15 protein-coding genes and 2 tRNA genes are annotated in these 16,277 nt (G+C 68.2%); 11 read left to right on the top strand and 6 right to left on the bottom strand.

Annotated features, from left to right (window positions below):
* Positions 1–5: 5 nt before the first annotated feature.
* From gltX to ASD65_RS03750, 3 genes are all read left to right on the top strand, one after another.
* The gene (gene gltX, locus ASD65_RS03760; RefSeq protein WP_056218716.1) at positions 6–1,517 is read left to right on the top strand and encodes a glutamate--tRNA ligase; all 1,512 of its coding nucleotides are present in this window, start codon (positions 6–8) and stop codon (positions 1,515–1,517) included.
* 83 nt (positions 1,518–1,600) lie between these two features.
* A tRNA-Gln gene (locus tag ASD65_RS03755) sits at positions 1,601–1,672 on the top strand.
* An 88-nt stretch (positions 1,673–1,760) separates the two neighbouring features.
* Complete coding sequence (locus ASD65_RS03750; protein ID WP_056218713.1) at positions 1,761–2,120, top strand: MmcQ/YjbR family DNA-binding protein; 360 nt, start codon at positions 1,761–1,763, stop codon at positions 2,118–2,120.
* 80 nt (positions 2,121–2,200) lie between these two features.
* Here ASD65_RS03750 and ASD65_RS03745 read toward each other — a convergent pair whose 3' ends face one another.
* Positions 2,201–3,727: a hypothetical protein gene (locus tag ASD65_RS03745; protein ID WP_162248466.1), complete on the bottom strand. Its 1,527-nt coding sequence runs from the start codon at positions 3,725–3,727 to the stop codon at positions 2,201–2,203.
* Positions 3,728–4,002: 275 nt separating this feature from the next.
* Here ASD65_RS03745 and ASD65_RS03740 point away from each other — a divergent pair, with 275 nt between their 5' ends.
* Positions 4,003–4,809, top strand: coding sequence for a hypothetical protein (locus ASD65_RS03740; protein WP_056218707.1), 807 nt, complete (start codon positions 4,003–4,005; stop codon positions 4,807–4,809).
* On the opposite strand, the gene ASD65_RS03735 is transcribed toward ASD65_RS03740, so the two are convergent.
* Entirely contained in the window at positions 4,806–5,720 is a 915-nt protein-coding gene (locus ASD65_RS03735; RefSeq protein ID WP_056218703.1) for an aminoglycoside phosphotransferase family protein, read from the bottom strand. The two genes, ASD65_RS03740 and ASD65_RS03735, sit on opposite strands and share 4 nt — an antisense overlap.
* A gap of 102 nt (positions 5,721–5,822) precedes the next feature.
* Between ASD65_RS03735 and ASD65_RS03730 the strand changes: the two genes are divergently transcribed.
* The 4 genes from ASD65_RS03730 to ASD65_RS03715 all read left to right on the top strand — a co-directional run bounded on the left by ASD65_RS03730 (position 5,823) and on the right by ASD65_RS03715 (position 9,994).
* On the top strand, positions 5,823–6,608 hold the full coding sequence (locus ASD65_RS03730; protein WP_056218701.1) for a DeoR/GlpR family DNA-binding transcription regulator: 786 nt from the start codon (positions 5,823–5,825) through the stop codon (positions 6,606–6,608).
* The gene (pfkB, locus tag ASD65_RS03725; protein ID WP_056224431.1) at positions 6,605–7,549 is read left to right on the top strand and encodes a 1-phosphofructokinase; all 945 of its coding nucleotides are present in this window, start codon (positions 6,605–6,607) and stop codon (positions 7,547–7,549) included. Before ASD65_RS03730 ends, pfkB begins: the two co-directional genes overlap by 4 nt.
* Before the next feature lie 38 nt (positions 7,550–7,587).
* Positions 7,588–9,657: a PTS fructose transporter subunit IIABC gene (locus ASD65_RS03720; protein WP_056218698.1), complete on the top strand. Its 2,070-nt coding sequence runs from the start codon at positions 7,588–7,590 to the stop codon at positions 9,655–9,657.
* A 67-nt stretch (positions 9,658–9,724) separates the two neighbouring features.
* Positions 9,725–9,994, top strand: coding sequence for an HPr family phosphocarrier protein (locus tag ASD65_RS03715; protein WP_056218695.1), 270 nt, complete (start codon positions 9,725–9,727; stop codon positions 9,992–9,994).
* Between the two features lie 56 nt (positions 9,995–10,050).
* Here the strand turns inward: ASD65_RS03715 and ASD65_RS03710 are convergent, their stop codons facing one another.
* Entirely contained in the window at positions 10,051–11,835 is a 1,785-nt protein-coding gene (locus ASD65_RS03710; protein WP_056218693.1) for a 2-isopropylmalate synthase, read from the bottom strand.
* Positions 11,836–11,999: 164 nt separating this feature from the next.
* Between ASD65_RS03710 and ASD65_RS03705 the strand changes: the two genes are divergently transcribed.
* The gene (locus tag ASD65_RS03705) at positions 12,000–12,668 is read left to right on the top strand and encodes a FadR/GntR family transcriptional regulator (protein ID WP_056218689.1); all 669 of its coding nucleotides are present in this window, start codon (positions 12,000–12,002) and stop codon (positions 12,666–12,668) included.
* Positions 12,669–12,692: 24 nt separating this feature from the next.
* Here ASD65_RS03705 and ASD65_RS03700 read toward each other — a convergent pair whose 3' ends face one another.
* Complete coding sequence (locus ASD65_RS03700; RefSeq protein ID WP_056218686.1) at positions 12,693–13,331, bottom strand: MBL fold metallo-hydrolase; 639 nt, start codon at positions 13,329–13,331, stop codon at positions 12,693–12,695.
* A gap of 107 nt (positions 13,332–13,438) precedes the next feature.
* Between ASD65_RS03700 and ASD65_RS03695 the strand changes: the two genes are divergently transcribed.
* A tRNA-Glu gene (locus tag ASD65_RS03695) sits at positions 13,439–13,511 on the top strand.
* A gap of 65 nt (positions 13,512–13,576) precedes the next feature.
* Here ASD65_RS03695 and ASD65_RS03690 read toward each other — a convergent pair.
* Positions 13,577–14,653, bottom strand: a complete 1,077-nt coding sequence (locus ASD65_RS03690) for a DNA polymerase IV (RefSeq protein WP_200948614.1) — start codon at positions 14,651–14,653, stop codon at positions 13,577–13,579.
* A 94-nt stretch (positions 14,654–14,747) separates the two neighbouring features.
* Here ASD65_RS03690 and ASD65_RS03685 point away from each other — a divergent pair, with 94 nt between their 5' ends.
* Positions 14,748–15,137, top strand: a complete 390-nt coding sequence (locus ASD65_RS03685; protein ID WP_056218684.1) for a nitroreductase family deazaflavin-dependent oxidoreductase — start codon at positions 14,748–14,750, stop codon at positions 15,135–15,137.
* 7 nt (positions 15,138–15,144) lie between these two features.
* On the opposite strand, the gene ASD65_RS03680 is transcribed toward ASD65_RS03685, so the two are convergent.
* Positions 15,145–16,251 carry a hypothetical protein gene (locus tag ASD65_RS03680; RefSeq protein ID WP_056218681.1) on the bottom strand — a complete coding sequence of 369 codons (1,107 nt, stop codon included), beginning with the start codon at positions 16,249–16,251 and terminating at the stop codon, positions 15,145–15,147.
* Positions 16,252–16,277 lie beyond the last annotated feature (26 nt).

Here is a 16,277-nt window from a genome sequence, read left to right as displayed (position 1 = left end):
CCGTGATGTCATCTACAGTCGATCCCCGCACCACGACCGCCACCGGAGCCGACGTTCGCGTGCGGTTCTGCCCCTCGCCGACCGGTCTTCCGCACGTCGGACTGGTGCGCACGGCCCTGTTCAACTGGGCTTATGCGCGTCACAACGGCGGCAAGATGATCTTCCGCATCGAGGATACGGATGCCGCGCGCGACAGCGAAGAGAGCTACCAGCAGTTGCTGGACGCCCTGCGCTGGCTGAAGATCGACTGGGACGAGGGCGTGGAGATCGGCGGCCCGCACGCGCCGTACCGCCAGTCGCAGCGCCACGACCTGTACCGCGGCGTGCTCGACAAGCTCATCGCCGCCGGTGCCGTGTACGAGAGCTACTCGAACGCCGAGGAGATCGACGCCCGCAACGAGGCGAACGGTCGCGCGAAGCAGCTCGGATACGACAACTACGACCGGACGCTCACCGACGAGCAGAAGGCGGCGTTCCGCGCCGAAGGACGCGAGCCTGCATGGCGCCTCCGCGTGCCCGACGAGGACGTCACCTACGTCGACCTCGTGCGCGGTGAAGTGACCTTCCCCGCCGGATCGTTCCCCGACTTCGTGATCGTGCGTGCCGGCGGCATCCCGCTGTACACGTTCGTCAACCCGGTGGATGACGCGCTCATGGGCATCACCCACGTGCTGCGGGGTGAAGACCTGATGCCCTCGACGGCCCGTCAGCTCGCGCTGTACGCGGCGCTCATCGACGCCGGCGTCACCGACTTCATCCCGCGCTTCGCGCACCTGCCGCTCGTGCTCGGCGACGGCAACAAGAAGCTTTCCAAGCGCGACCCGCGCGCGGACCTCTTCCTGCAGCGCGACAAGGGTTTCATCCACGAGGGCCTGCTGAACTACCTCGCGCTGCTGGGGTGGTCGATCGGCCACGATCGCGATGTCTTCTCGCTCGACGAGTTCACCGCGGCATTCGATGTCGTCAACGTCAACCCGAACCCGGCTCGCTTCGACCAGAAGAAGGCGGAGTCGATCAACGGCGACCACATCCGGATGCTGGCGCCCGCGGACTTCGCCGCGCGCATCCTCCCGTACCTGACGCAGGCCGGCGTGATCGGTGAAATCCCGACGCCCGAGCAGCGGGCCATGATCGAGGCATCCGCCCCGCTCGTGCAGGAGCGCGTGCAGCTGCTCGGCGACGTTCCCGGACTGCTCGGGTTCCTCTTCACCAACGAGATCGCGTACGACGACGACGCCCTGGCATCGCTCCCGGACAACGCGGGTGAGGTGCTCGTGGCCTCGGTCGGCGCACTCGAACTCGTGCCGGAGTCGGAGTTCATCGCCGCCTCGGTGCAGGAGGCGCTGGCCGCCGCCCTCATCGAAGGTCTGGGACTCAAGCCGCGCGTGGCATATGGTCCGCTGCGCGTCGCGCTGAGCGGCCGTCGTGTGTCGCCGCCGCTGTTCGAGTCGATGGAGCTGTTGGGCAAGGCGGAGTCGATCCGTCGCCTCGGCGCGCTCGTCGAGAAGGTCGGCTGACACGCCGGGACCGGCTCTCAGTTTGGCCAAGCCGCCGTGATCGCGTAAGCTTGATCTTCGGTAAGGCTTCGGCTGAACCGCCATGGGGTATGGTGTAATTGGCAACACGGAGGTTTCTGGTACCTTTGTTCTTGGTTCGAGTCCAGGTACCCCAGCAAGGAAAAACCCCCGCTCAGCGGGGGTTTTCCTGTTTCTCGGCACCGAACTCTCCGCGAACCGCGCGCTGACGCTGGAGATCCACGCATGGCAGTGATCGAGGATGTTCGATCGCTCGGCGCCGAACTGGAACGCTCGTACCACGCGTACGTACGCGGGAGGTTGAAGTTCCGCGTCGGACAGATGGTCTACGTGGCCTTCTCTCTCGACGAGACGGTCATGGGCTTCGCCTTCCCGCAGGAGGAGCGTGCGGCCCTGGTCGGGGGCGATCCGCGCAAGTTCCAGATGCCATCGGCGTCGGACCTGCGCTTCAACTGGGTCCACGCCGATCTCGCGTCTCTCGACCCGACCGAGGCCCGCGAGCTTGTCGTCGACGCATGGCGGATGGTGGTCCCCCAGAAGATCGCTCGCGCCTACGACCTCACCCATCCATTCGGCCCGGCTTGACCGGCCCGACGCGCAAGGGCTCGACCGGAGGAACGGGCGTGAATCGGATGCCCCGACCCACGCCCGTCCGGTAGTTCACGTCACGCGGTGGCGACAGCGCCCCGTTCGGTGCGGGTGCGGTGGCTGATCCGGTGACCGACCCAGAAGCCGATCGCGATCAGTCCCACCAGCGCGATGCCGAGCAGCCACGGCACGATCATCGGCGTCGCACCGGAGGCACCGGTGGCGAGGGTGTCCGATCCATCCGCGATCTGCGTCGTGCCGTCAGCCAGGGCGACAGCACCGGCCGAGAGCTCTGCGCTGCCGTCCGCGAGCGTGTCGCTGCCCTCGGCGAGGGTCGATGCGCCTGCGGAGAGCTCCGTCACACCCGACGACAGTGTCGCGGCACCCTGTGAGAGCGTCGACGTGCCGGTGGCCAGATCCGCAGCACCGGAGTTGAGCTTCGCCGCGCCGGCGCTGAGGTTCTGCGTTCCGGCGTTGAGGCTCGATGCACCGCCCGCGAGGGACTGCGTGCCTGCGGCGAGAGATCCGGCGCCGGAGCTGAGCGACTGGATCCCGGATGACAGCGATACGGCGCCGTTGCTGACCTTGGTCACACCTGCACTGAGCGACTGGGCGCCTGCGGCCAGCGCGGGGGCTCCGACTTTCGGGTTGGCGAGCCCCACGGTGCCCGGCCACATCTTGCTCATGTCGCCGTTCACGAGGATGTTTGCGCCCGCGGCGAGGTCCTGGGCTCCATCTGACGCTGAGATGAGGCCCTGAGCCAGTGCCGGGGCCGCAGCAGCCGGAGCAGCCAGACCGTTGACCTGCTTCTCCACGCCCGCGGCCAGAGCCGCAAGGCTCGCCAGCGTCGTGTTGCCCGGATCGGCGGCAGCGAGCGCGGCAAGGCTGGTGGCGAGTTTGTTCGCATTCACCGGAGCATCCGCGGCCGTTGCAGCGAGCGCCGTCTTGGTGGCGGGGTCGGCGAGGGTCGTGACATCAGCGGTGATTCCCTCGGCGAGTTTCGTATTGAGGGTGTCGGCGCCCGCGAGAACCTCACCTGCGATCGCGTTGGTCGCGACCACTCCCGCGGCCAGCTGCTGCGAGCTCGCGGCGATCTGCGCGGCGCCGGCGGCGGCATCCTTCGCTCCTGCCGCCAAGTCTGCAGCGCCCTGGTTCGCGGACCCTGCACCGTTGGCGAGTGCGGTAGCGCCACTGGCGGCCGATGCGGCGCCCGAACTGACCTTGGCCGCTCCCTCTGCGGCGCTCGAGGCACCGGAGGACAGCGAGGTCGCCCCCTCGGCGAGGGAGGCCGCACCGGCGGCGGCGGAGGTGGCTCCGGCCGACAGCGATGCCGCTCCGGACGCGGCGCTGGCGGCGCCGTCGTCGAGCTTGCCGGCACCGGCGGCGAGTTCTCCTGCGCCGTCGGATAGAGCCACAGTGCCGTCGGCGACCAGCTGGGAGCCGCCATCCGCGTCGGATGCGCCCGCGGCGAGTTGGTTCGCGCCATCCGCGATCTTTGAGGTGGTCACGAAGTAGAGGAAGATCATCGCTGCCAGCAGAACGCTGAGCACGATGACCGCGATGCGCATGCCGAGGCCGTGCGCGTGGGTTTCTGTTCTCGTCATTGAGGACTCCAGGTGTCGCGCCTGCGAGCAGGCGTGTTCGAATGCCGGCGTGCTGTCGCCGATCGACGGGGGATCGCGGGTGGTGATCGCCCCTCGGCCTGCCGTCATTGGCATGCCGATCGCGGGGTGGTCCGTCGAAGCTGTGCGAATCTAACAGGCGTTCTCCGTCATCCGACGGGCAGTGATGGTGGGACCAAGTACCGGATCCTGTGGGACTCAGTCGCTTGTGCACTATCTACAAAAGCGGTCGGATTCCCTTGAGTGATAATGAAGCCATGGATGCCTCGTCGCAGTCCCTCGAGAGCGAGGCGGAGCTCGCCGAACTGCGCCGTCGGGCCTACGGTCCGGACGCGGACATCGCCGACGACGACGTCGCTCAGCGACGACTCATCGAACTCGAGGATGCGGCGCGCCCCGCGTCGTCCAGCCAGAGGGCCTTGCCCGCGGGTCTCGACCGGAGCGACCTGGACGCGGTCTTCGCAGGAGTGCCGTCGGAGCAGCCTGCGGATGCCCGCTTCGGCCTGTCACCGGATGCCGAGGCAACGCCCGTCGGCGTGCCGTCGCCGGGCGCAGATGACGGTGTCGTGGTCGGGGACGTGGCTGACACGCAGGGGGCGCCGTGGTGGCGTCGCAACGCGCGATGGGTCGCCGCCGGAATCGCGGTCCTCCTGGTCATCGGGATCAGCGCGACCGTGACCTCGCTGATGGCTCCTCGTGCGAACTACTCGATGGCTCCCGTTGCGACGAGCGACGAAGATCGCGCCGCGTTCATGAGGCGCTCCGAAGGATTCCAGCCGATGTTCGACCTCGAGTCTCTGCAGCGGTACGAGACGTACAACGGTCTCACCGCCTGGTCCGCCGCCAGCGACGAGCGGGGACGCTGCCTCGTGCTGGAGATGGAACCCTATGGAGTCTGGGGCATGAGCTGCACGCCCGCCCCGCTGAATCCCGTGATCGATCTGATGCTCGAGGGGATCCCCAGTGAGATCGCGGCGAACCTTCCGTCGGGCAGCGTGGTGCGCTTCATGCTGAACGGCGATCGTGTCGATGTGTGGGTGGCCGGGGGCGCGACGAAGGCTTAGTCGCGTCGGCCACCGGAGACCACCGCGTCGAGGGCCTCCGCGCCGAGGGCGGCGTAGGCCGGGTTGTCGTCGCTGTGTGCGAGCAGCATCAGCGCGACCGCTCCGGCCCAGGCCCGCGCCCGCACCCAGGTCGCGGCGTCGTGCGTGCCGTCAAAGGCGTCGATGAAGGCGTGGCGGCCCGAGTCGTCGAAGGCGATCCACGCGACCGCCAGGTCGTACGCCGGATCTCCTCCGGTCACATCGCCGAAGTCGATGATGGCGCACAACTCGGACCCGTGCGCGAGTAGGTTACCGGGGTGCAGGTCGCCGTGTACCCACACGGGTGAGTGCTGCCAGGTCGGTGCGGCTACGCCGGCGTCCCAGAGCCCCTCCAGGGCGTCCAGGGCGGCATCGGGTCCGTGCTGACGGCGCAGGTCGTCGAGGCGTCCGGCGACCGCCTCTGCGCGTGCGGCCAGTGGGGCTCCGCGCGCGGGGTTGACGGGATAGTCCGCCGGGGCGGGGGCGTGGAGCGCGCGAAGAGCCCGTGCCAGTGGCTGTGCCCATCCGCTGCGGTCCTCGCGGCGCACCGACAGCCCGGACTCGCCAACGATCCAGGGAACGATCGACCACGCCCAGGGATACCCCGCACCCGGTGCACCGTGGAAGAGAGGAGCGGGCAGCCGCACACCCGTCGCTTCGACCGCGGGGGCGATGAGGGGGAGCGCGAACTGCTCGTGCGCGGTCAGCGATGCCGACAATGCCCGCCGGGGGAGACGAACCGCAAGGTCCGTGCCCAGTCGCCACACCTCGCAATCCCATCCTTCGGATGCCTTCGACAGCGGCAGGGGCGCGAGCTTCGGCAGCTGTGCCCGGAGGAGTCCGCGCACGAGCACCTCGTCGATCAGGATCTCGGCGATCGGCTTGTCGGACATCGTCCGAGGGTATCTGCAACTCGACACCCGCGCGTTGCGCACTATTGTGTTTGTGTTGTTTTATGTTGTACTGTGTTGGAATCAGATTCAAGGGGGCATGCTGTGTACGCAACGGAGCGGCAAGATCTCATCGAACGGATCCTGTTCGAAGAGGGCCGGGTCGCCGTGGTCGAACTCGCTGGGCGATTCGACGTCACCACCGAAACGGTACGGCGGGATCTCGACGCACTCGAAAGGTCTGGTGCGCTCCGCCGCGTGCACGGGGGGGCGGTGCCGCTGGAACGTGCCAGCACGGCGGAATCGTCCCTGGCCGATCGCGCCCAACGACGCAGCGGCGCCAAGCACGCGATCGCGCAGCGCGCACTCGATGCACTGGGCGAGGGCTTCCACGGTTCCATCTACTTCGATGCCGGCACCACGACAGCGGCGATCGCCGATCAGCTGGCCGCGCGGTTGACGATGAGTCGCGGCTCCGCGGAGGTCGTCACCCACTCCCTGACGCTCGCACACTCTCTCGCGACCGCCGACGCGGTGTCACTCTCCGTGATCGGCGGCCGGGTCCGCGGGGTCACCGCAGCTGCAGTGGGTGCGGATACGGTACGGGCGATCGAGGCGCTCCGACCCGATGTCGCGTTCGTCGGCGTGAACGGTCTCTCAGCGGCGTTCGGGGCGAGCACGCCGGACCCGGATGAAGCGGCGGTCAAACGCGCGATCGTGAGGGCCGCCCGTCGAGTGATCGTCGTCGCCGACGAGAGCAAGTTCGACCGCGAGCTGCTCGTCACGTTCGCATCTCTCACCGACATCGATCTGCTCGTCACGGATGCGCTTCCTTCCGGAGTGCTTTCCGAGGCGCTCGTGGAGTGCGGCACGGAGGTGTGGCGCGCATGATCGTCACCGTCACCGCGAACCCGTCGCTGGATCGCGCCGTGCGCCTGGACGCACCGCTCCGGGCCGGCGAGGTGCAGCGCGCCGGTAGCGTGCGCGAAGACGCGGGCGGCAAGGGCGTGAACGTCGCTCGAGCTCTGCGGGCGGCAGGCATCGCCACGATCGCCGTGGTCCCGTGCGCGGCCGATGACCCCTATCGACTGCTGCTGGACCGGACAGGGATCGCGGTGCGCCGCGTGGAGGTTCTCGGCCGAGTGCGCGCGAACCTGACACTCACCGACCCGGCCGGCACCACCACCAAGATCAATCTTCCCGGCCCCGAGATGTCCGAGTCCGAGTGCAGCGCCCTCATCGCCGGTGTGGTCGCTGCCTGCGAGGGGGCGGAGTGGGTCGTTTTCGCCGGCTCGCTGCCTCCAGGGCTGAGTGACGGCTTCTACGCAGATGCCATCGCCGCTGTGCGCGCTCGATGGGGTGCAGACGCACCGCGCGTCGCCGTCGACACGTCGGGTCGCGCGCTAGAGCGGGTCGTGGCCGACGCCGCTCCGGACCTCATCAAGCCGAACGAGGAAGAACTCAGCGAGCTTGCCGGCTCCACCGGCGAAGCGGATATCGCGGCATCCGCCCTCGCGCAGGCCCGCGCCCTGGTGCCTGCCAAAGTCGGCGCTGCCCTTGTCACTCTGGGCGCTCGGGGCGCTCTGCTGGTCACAGCGGACACATCGCTTCGCGCTCACGCACCGCGCATCGAGGTAGCCAGCACGGTCGGGGCCGGTGACAGCTCGCTCGCCGGGTATCTGATCGCCGCTGTCGCCGGCGCCGCAGCCGATCTACGGCTCCGGACTGCCGTCGCCTATGGCGCGGCTGCTGCGTCCCTCCCCGGAACGCAGATACCCACCCCTTCCGAGATCCCCCCGTGGGACCTCGAGGTCACGCCGATCACGCACTGATCGCAGCACGCTGCGTCACACGATCACGGAGGTCACCCATGACTCAGATCATCACATCCCCGCTCGTTTCCCTGGACATCGCGCTCGGCGCCGACAAGTCGTCCGTCATTGCGGCTCTAGCCGCGCGCGTGGTGGCTGAGGGTCGTGCAACCGACGCGGCCGCACTCCACGCCGATGCGTGGGCGCGCGAGTTGAAGGACGAGACCGGGCTGCCCGGCGGCATCGCGATCCCGCACGCGAAGAGTGCTGCCGTGACGGAGCCGACGCTGGCTTTCGCGCGGCTCTCGCCCGGCGTCGACTTCGGGGCGCCGGACGGGCCCGCCGATCTGGTGTTCCTCATCGCGGCCCCCGAGAGAGCGGCCGAAGCCCATCTCGCCGTCCTCTCCCGACTGGCGCGCAGTCTCATGCAGGACGACTTCGTCGCGGATCTCCGCGCCGCGACCACGTCCGAAGACGTCGTGGCGATCGTGCGCCACGCGATCGAGGAGGACGCCGATGAAGTCGAGTCTGCGCAGCCCGAGACAGCCGCAGCGGGGACGACGACCGCACCATCCGACCCGGCGGTGAGCATCGACGGCCGTCCGGCGCGCATCGTCGCGGTCACCGCATGCGCGACCGGCATCGCGCACACGTTCATGGCGGCCGACGCACTGACGGCGGCGGGCAAGGCCGCCGGCATTGAACTCGTCGTGGAGCCGCAAGGGTCGAGCGGGTACAAGGCGCTCCCGAAAGACACCATCGACGACGCCGATGCGGTCATCTTCGCCACCGATGTGGACGTACGCGAACCGCAGCGCTTCGGTGGCAAGCCCGTGATCCGGTCCAATGTCAAGCGCGGAATCGAGCAGCCCGCGCAGATGATCGCGGAGGCGATCGCGGCGGCGAAAGATCCGAATGCTGCGCGCGTGCCCGCGACCGCTGCTGCCGGCTCGACCGCGACCACGGCGCCGACGCAGTCCGTGGGTGCACGCATCCAGAGGTGGCTGCTCACCGGTGTGAGCTACATGATCCCGTTCGTAGCGGGCGGCGGCCTGCTGATCGCTTTGGGATTCCTTCTGGGCGGCTACGAGGTCACCACCGGTGCGATGAACGTCGTCCTGAGCAATTCGCTCTGGGACCTCCCCACGCAGGACATCACGTCGCCCCTGGGGCCGCTCGGACAGTACCTGGGCTCGGTCGCCTTCGTCATCGGGTCCACCTCGATGGGCTTCCTCGTCTCTGCCCTCGCCGGCTACATCGCCTTCGCGATCGCCGACCGGCCGGGCATTGCACCCGGCTTCGTGGCCGGCGCGATCGCCGTTCTCATGCAGGCGGGCTTCATCGGCGGCATCATCGGCGGTCTCCTCGCCGGCTTCGTAGCCTGGTGGCTCGGTCGTCTTCCCGCGCCGCGTTGGCTGCGGGGGCTCATGCCGGTGGTCATCATCCCGCTCATCGGCTCGATCATCGCCTCCGGGCTCATGGTGCTCTTCCTCGGTCGGCCTATCGCGACCATGATGCTGTGGCTGACCGACTGGCTCACCAGCCTCACCGAGTCGGGTGGCGCGGCGATCGGGCTGGGAGTGGTCCTCGGGCTGATGATGTGCTTCGATCTCGGCGGCCCCGTGAACAAGGTGGCGTACTCGTTCGCCGTCGCCGGACTCGCCGCGGGTTCGGCGTCCAACCCCGCGCCGCTGTTGATCATGGGGGCGGTGATGTGCGCCGGCATGGTGCCGCCGCTGGCCATGGCCCTCGCCTCGACCGTCCTGGCGCGTCGTGTGTTCACGCCAGTGGAACGCGAGAACGGCAAAGCAGCCTGGCTTCTGGGCGCATCGTTCATCTCGGAGGGGGCGATTCCGTTCGCAGCAGCCGACCCGCTGCGCGTGATCCCGGCGTCGATGGTCGGCGGCGCCGTCACAGGGGCTCTGTGCATGCTGTTCGGCGTGCAGTCATACGCCCCGCACGGCGGAATCTTCGTGCTCTTCGCGATCCAGCCCATCTGGGGCTTCGTCCTCGCACTAGCGGCGGGCACGGTCGTCTCGGCATTCCTGGTCGTCGCCTTCAAACGCTACATCGCACCCAAGGAGCTGGCCGCGGCCGAGGACATCCCCGCAGTGGCCGTTCCGGTCTGAACCCTCGCGTATGCACCCGGCATGCGAGAAGCTGAACACAATCGTCGTCCGACGGAAGGAAGAACCCATGGCAGAACGTCAGGCCACCATCGCGAGCAGCTCCGGCCTGCACGCGCGCCCCGCGAAACTCTTCGTGCAGGCGGTCCAGGAGAAGAAGCTCCCGGTAACGATCGCCGTCGACGGCGGCAAGGACCTCAACGCCGGCAGCATCCTCTCGCTGATGGGTCTGGGCGCCGCGCACGGCACCGTCGTGACCCTCAAGGCCGAGGGGGAAGGCGCCGAGCAGGCGCTCGATGAACTGGTCGCGCTGCTCGAGACCGACCTCGACGCCGAATGAGAGAGCGGATGCCGCGACCCGAGGCCGCGGCATCCGCTCTCCTGCACTTCCCTTCGCTACCCGGCAGGCATGGCCTTCCGAGCCTGCGCCGCAGCCATGACGACCGCGCGCAGGCTTGCCGCGACCACGGAGCGATCCATTCCGGCGGACCAGTGCGCGCCGCGCGTGTCGCGGTACTCCACGAGAGTGAGCGCCATGCTGTCGCTTCCCGTGCCGACGCTGCACTGATGCAATCCGAGGATGTCGATGTCGCAGCCGCGCTCGACAAGGGCGGACACGGCGGCTTCGACGGGGCCGACCCCGGTGTGGGTCGAGTCGTACCGGATACCGTCGATCGATAGCGCGATCGTGGTGCCCTTGTCGCCGCGCTCCTCCCCGGTCTCGAAACCGATGAGTGCGATGCCCCCTTCGTCGTCGTTCAGATAGACCTGGCGGAACAGGTCCCACAGGATGTCGGCGCTGACCTCCTGCCCCGTCTGATCCGTGTGCCGCTGGACGTGTCGGGCGAAGTCGATCTGCGCACGACGGGGGAGTTCGACGCCGTACTCGGCTTCGAGAAGGTAGGCGATCCCGCCCTTGCCGGACTGCGAGTTGACACGGATCACCGCGTCATAGGTGCGGCCGATGTCGGCGGGATCGATCGGGAGGTACGGCACGCGCCACGCGAGCAGACGCTCATCGACTCCCATGGCCGCCGCCCGGTCGCGGTGTTCGGCGAACCCCTTCTTGATCGCATCCTGATGCGTGCCGCTGAACGCGGTGTGCACGAGGTCGCCGACGTACGGATGTCGTGGATGGACGCCGATTCGGTTGCAGTCCTCGACCGTACGCCGGATCTCGTCGATGTCGGAGAAGTCGATCATAGGATCGACGCCTTGCGCATGCAGGTTCAACGCCAGCGTGACGAGGTCGACGTTGCCGGTGCGTTCGCCGTTGCCGAGCAGGCACCCCTCGACGCGCTGAGCCCCGGCCAGCAGTGCGAGCTCTGCGCACGCGACACCGGTTCCTCTGTCGTTGTGCGGGTGCACTGAGAGGATGACGCTGTCGCGCCGGGCGAGATTCTTGTGCATGTACTCGATCTGATCGGCATAGATGTTCGGGGTCGCGACCTCGACCGTTGCCGGCAGATTCAGGATCACCGGGCGATCGGTCGATGCGTCCCACAGCGTCGTCATTGCATCGGACACCTCCAGTACGTAGTCCGGTTCGGTGAGGTTGAACACCTCGGGTGAGAATTCGAACCGGACGCCGGGATGATCCTCGGTGAGGGCGAGGATGTCACGACCTCCGGCGAGGATCAGATCCTTCAAGGCCGCGCGATCCTGCCCCAGCACGACCTCCCGCCAGGTCGGCGCCGTCGCCGTATACATATGGATGACGACGGGGTTGCGGATGCCACGGATCGACGCGACGGTTCGTTCGATCAGGTCGCGCCTTGCGGGGGTGAACACCACGATTGTGACGTCGTCGGGTGCGATGTCGCTCTCGGCGATCAGCCGGACGAAGTCGTGGTCGGTTTGCGACGCCGAGGGGTATCCGACCTCGATCTCCTTGTACCCCATCGCCACCATGAGCTCGAAGAAGCGGCGCTTGCGTGCCGGATCCATGGGCTCGGCGAGCGCCTGGTTGCCATCGCGGAGGTCGACGGGAACCCACAGGGGGGCGGCGGTGAGACGGTGTGTCGGCCAATCGCGACCGGCGAGCGGCAGGGCTACTCGGGCGTGCACGCTCGTGTAGCGATGCGACGGCATCTGTGAGTGCCGCTGGGGGTTCCATGCAGGGCTGTGCGCAGGGATGGGGCCGGCGGGGGATGAGATGCGGCCGAATGATGTGGCGGTCATGAACGGTTCCTTGGTGTCGATGGTGGGGCGACCGGCACGACTCCACTCCACGGCGGGGTGCCGGTCTGGCTACGCCCCGCCGTGGCAACGAAGAAGGAGGAACGTCGACACGAGCTACACTGTACACAAGTCCTCAGACAAGTAGCGCACTAGGAGTCACACGCATGGAACAGGTACGTCGTGCGCCACTGGCCGACCAGGCGGCAGACCTCCTGCTCGCACGCATCAGGGCGGGGGAGTGGCCCCTGGGAGCGCGACTGCCCGGCGAGACCACACTCGGGCCGCAGCTCGGTGTCGGACGATCGACGGTGCGGGAGGCGATCCGACAGTTGGCCGGACGCGGCGTGCTGACCTCACGACAGGGGTCCGGCGTGTACGTCACCGCGCTGGACGCGCCGGAGGACTGGGATGTCGTCCTGCGCCGCGCGGACATCGTCTCGGTGATCGAAGCGCGTATCGCGATCGAATCCGAGGCGGCCGGGCTCGCTGCGGAGAGACGCACGCCGGCTGATCTTCGGGCTCTGCGGCGCGCCCTGGAGGACCGGGCGGCGCGCCGATCGCAGATCGAAGACCACGTCGATGCCGACATGGCTTTTCACCGCGCCGTGGTTACGGCATCCCACAACTCGATCCTTGTCGAACTGTTCGACGGGTTCGTACCTCGGCTACGGCAGGCGATGGTGGAGATGCTGCGCATCCGAGGCGAGTTCGGCGGTGACGACGACCACGACGTGCACACAGACGTGTTGGCGGCGATCTCGACGCACGATGTCGCCTTGGCGGCTCGGCTCAGCCGCGCCCACTTGGATTCGCTGAAGGAGAACCTCCGCTGACGAGGCCGCTGGTTGGCGGCGGAGCTACACGTCCGCGGATTCGCCGGGCTCGAGTTCGACGAACTCTCCGCCGCCCTGTTCGACGGCCCACTTCAGTCGGGCCTTGTGCATGTTGCGGCCGATGACCGACAGGGTCATGTCGTGCGTGGCGAAGGCACGGAGAGGCGCAACGGCCAGGACGAAATCCATGGCATCGCCGACCTTGAGCCACGGTGCGCCCACGGGGGCGGCCAACATTGCGACCTTCGCGCCCTTGGGCACCGTGAAAGAGTCGCCGGGGTAGTAGAACTCATCGTCGATGAGCACACCCACGTTGTCGACGACCGGGATCGACTCGTGGATGACCGCGTGCCTCCCTCCGAAGAACTTGAGCGTGAAGGGCTCGACCGTCACGGTGTCACCGGGGTTCACGACCGTGATGTCGTAGCCCGCGGCGGCGTTCGCCACTCCCTGCGGAGCGAAGATCGGCGTACCCGGAACCATCTCGAGGATGCGGTCGAGATGGTCGGCCGTCCAATGGTCGGCGTGCTCATGGGTGATGACGATCGCGACGGTGTCGCCCACGTCGGTGAGGGGGAGCGTGAAGCTGCCGGGGTCGACGATGAGCGACTTCCCGGAGCGCTCGACGGTGAGGGCGGCGTGTTCGTGCTTGGTGACTCGCATACGACGAGTCAAGCGCGGGACGGATGCCGCGGCAAGCCGAAAAGCGAAGCCCGTCTCGATTTGGTCGAGTCGTTCTCCGCATGGCATACTTGAACGGTTGTCGCAACGGCCCCATCGTATAGCGGCCTAGTACGCCGCCCTCTCACGGCGGTAACGCGGGTTCGAATCCCGCTGGGGTCACAACTCAGAAAACCCCCGGTTATCCGGGGGTTTTTCTGGTTTCCGGACTTGCCCGATGCACACAGTCACCACCCACTTCGCGTCGGACTGTGTCCTTCGCGGGCTTCGTCGGGCATCTCCATCTCGGCGCGGACGCCGAGAAGACGGAGCGGACGATCGGGCTCGATCCGTGCGACGAGTTTCATCATTTCGGCGGCGACCGTTTCGCGGTCGAATGTGGGCGCGATCTTGTGGACGAGCGTCTTGGTGAGGAACGGCGCATAGCGAACCTTGAGGCCCACGCCGACGACGGGGCGCCCCTCGGCCACTACCTCGTCGAGGACCTGCGTGAGGAGCACTCGGGCCGCCCTCTCGATCTCTCCGCGATCGGAGACGTCCTGCTGGAAGGTCGTCTCTCTGCCGTGCCCGCGCGCTACCCAGGGGGTGTCGTCGACCACTGTGGATCCGTCGCCCCGGCCGAGCTGCCGGAACCAGGGACCCATCTTGGGACCGAACTCCGCGGCGAGCGCGGTGTAGTCGGCGATCGCGAGTTGTTCGACGGTCAAGATGCCGAGCGACGCGAGTCGCTTCGAGATCTTGCTGCCGACGCCCCACAGCGCGATCGTGGGCCGTTCGCCCATGACCGCGAGCCAGTTGTCCACGGTGAGGCGGAAGGTGCCGCGCGGCTTGCCGAAGTCGGTGGCGTTCTTGGCGCGCACGAGCGTGTCGCCGATTCCGACGCTGCAGTGCAGCTGCGTGCGTTCGAGCACTGCTCGTTGGATCCGGCGTGCGTAGGCCTCCGGGTCATCGGTGCGAACCCCGACGAACGCCTCATCCCACCCGAGGACCTGCACGACGGCGTCCGGCTGCGCGCGCAGGGTGGCCATCACCTCCTCCGATGCGGCGTTGTACGCCGGGGCGTCCACCGGGAGAATGATCGCGTCCGGTGCCTTGCGGGCGGCGATGCGCAGCGGCATCCCGGATCCGACGCCGAACTCGCGGGCTTCGTACGACGCCGTGGAGACGACCGCGCGCTCGGTCGGATCTCCGCGTCCACCGACGATGACCTGCTTGCCGGCGAGTTCGGGACGCCGCAGCACCTCGACGGCGGCGATGAACTGGTCGAGGTCGACGTGCAGCACCCATGAAGCGGGCTCGGTCATGGCTCCAGTGTGGCGGCTCGCTCGCGCGCGGTCGAGGGTGGCCAGGGCCGGGGCACTCTTGCGTCGGGTGACAGGTGCGGGGATCGTGGAGTGCATGAGCGGACGCAGCTCGGGACCCCCGCGCGTCATCGTCAAGGCGACCGAGCCGGTGGCGCGAGCACTCGCGGGACGCCGATGGTTTCCGTTGTGGGCCGTCATTCATCACCGGGGACGCCGCAGCGGCACGGCATACGCCACGCCCGTCGCGCTCGTTCCCACCGTGAACCCCCATGAGATCGTCATAGGCCTTCCCTGGGGCGTGCAGACGAACTGGGCGCACAACGTGATCGCGGCAGGTGGCGCGACGCTCCGGTGGAAGGGGCGCGATCAGCCGGTGGTTGCGCCCCGCATCGTCGAGGCGGCAGAGGCCGCCACTCTCGCCAGACCCGCGTTCCGTCCCATCGTGCGACGGATGCCCGCAGCCATCGTGCTCGAGCGAGCCTGAACGCGGGTCAGCCGCCGAAGACGTTGTCGAACAGCGCCCAGACCCCGAGTCCGGCGGCGGCCAGCCCCAGCACGACCCAGTACCACGGCACGATCTGCTGCAGTCGCCGACCCGGAGCCGCGACGCCCCGCGGCGGTCGGACGATCTGCGTCTCGCCGTTCCCCCCAGGCTCGAGGCGGGTCTCGCCGAGCCGGTCATCGCGCCAGCGCTCCCACTGCGCCGACTTCGCCGTCAACGCCTCCAGTGCGCCGAACAGCCAGCGCCACACGTCGGGGTCGAGCGTGGCGAGGTCCTGCCGCGAGAACAGGTAGAGCCGGTCCTCGACGATCTCGACATCCACTCGGCCGGCATGATCGATGAATCGCTCCATCACGTCCGGCGTGAAGAGGTACAGCGCATCGCGTTCGTACCCGTGCGGCGCGTACAGCGTGAAGTGGCGGTCGAAGTCGCCCTCGAGGCTGAGCCGCTGTTCGGGATCGAGCACGAGTGGAAGGCTCGATGCGCCGAGCGAGTTGTTGCCCTTCGCGTCGAGCACGATGTGCGGCAATTGCGTGCCGAGCCGCACCGTGGCGAACCCCCAGCGGTGGGTGCGCGCGTTCTTGCCGCTGCCGGTGACGAACGTGTAGTTGCCGATGACGAGGCCACGCGACGAGTCGTCGCGCACGACGTCCCATCCCAGACCGCCGTCGTCGAGCGCGAAGATCATTCCCGGAAACTCGAGGGCGGGACTGAGGGGGGAGTACGTGAGGCGGTTGGCCGCCGCGAACCGTGCCAGGCGGAACTGTCGGCGCCCCGCGCGGCCTGCGACGTCGCGCACGACGACGCCGATGAGCAGAAACGGGCCGATGAGGATCACACCCAGGATGAACAGGTACATCAACCAGTCACCGGCGTCTTCCGCCTGCCAACCGTCATCCCACAGCAGGGCGAGCCAGAACCCGCCCAGCAGCGGGAGGACGACCGCAAGGAGGATCGCGGGGACGAGGATCGCCCGCAGCGACGGGCGCACGGCCGTCGGCAGCGTCTCGCGGTAGCGGCGCAGCTCTTCGAGTCGGATGCTCGAGGTGAGCGGCGCGGTGTCGAGATTCGACGCGTCAAGTGCACGGGTGGCCACGACCTCAGGCTATCGAGACGATGCGC

Source organism: Microbacterium sp. Root61 (genome assembly GCF_001427525.1).
Taxonomy (GTDB): domain Bacteria; phylum Actinomycetota; class Actinomycetes; order Actinomycetales; family Microbacteriaceae; genus Microbacterium.
The sequence above is the reverse complement of the archived record's forward strand: the minus strand, read 5'-3'. Positions and strand labels throughout refer to the sequence as shown.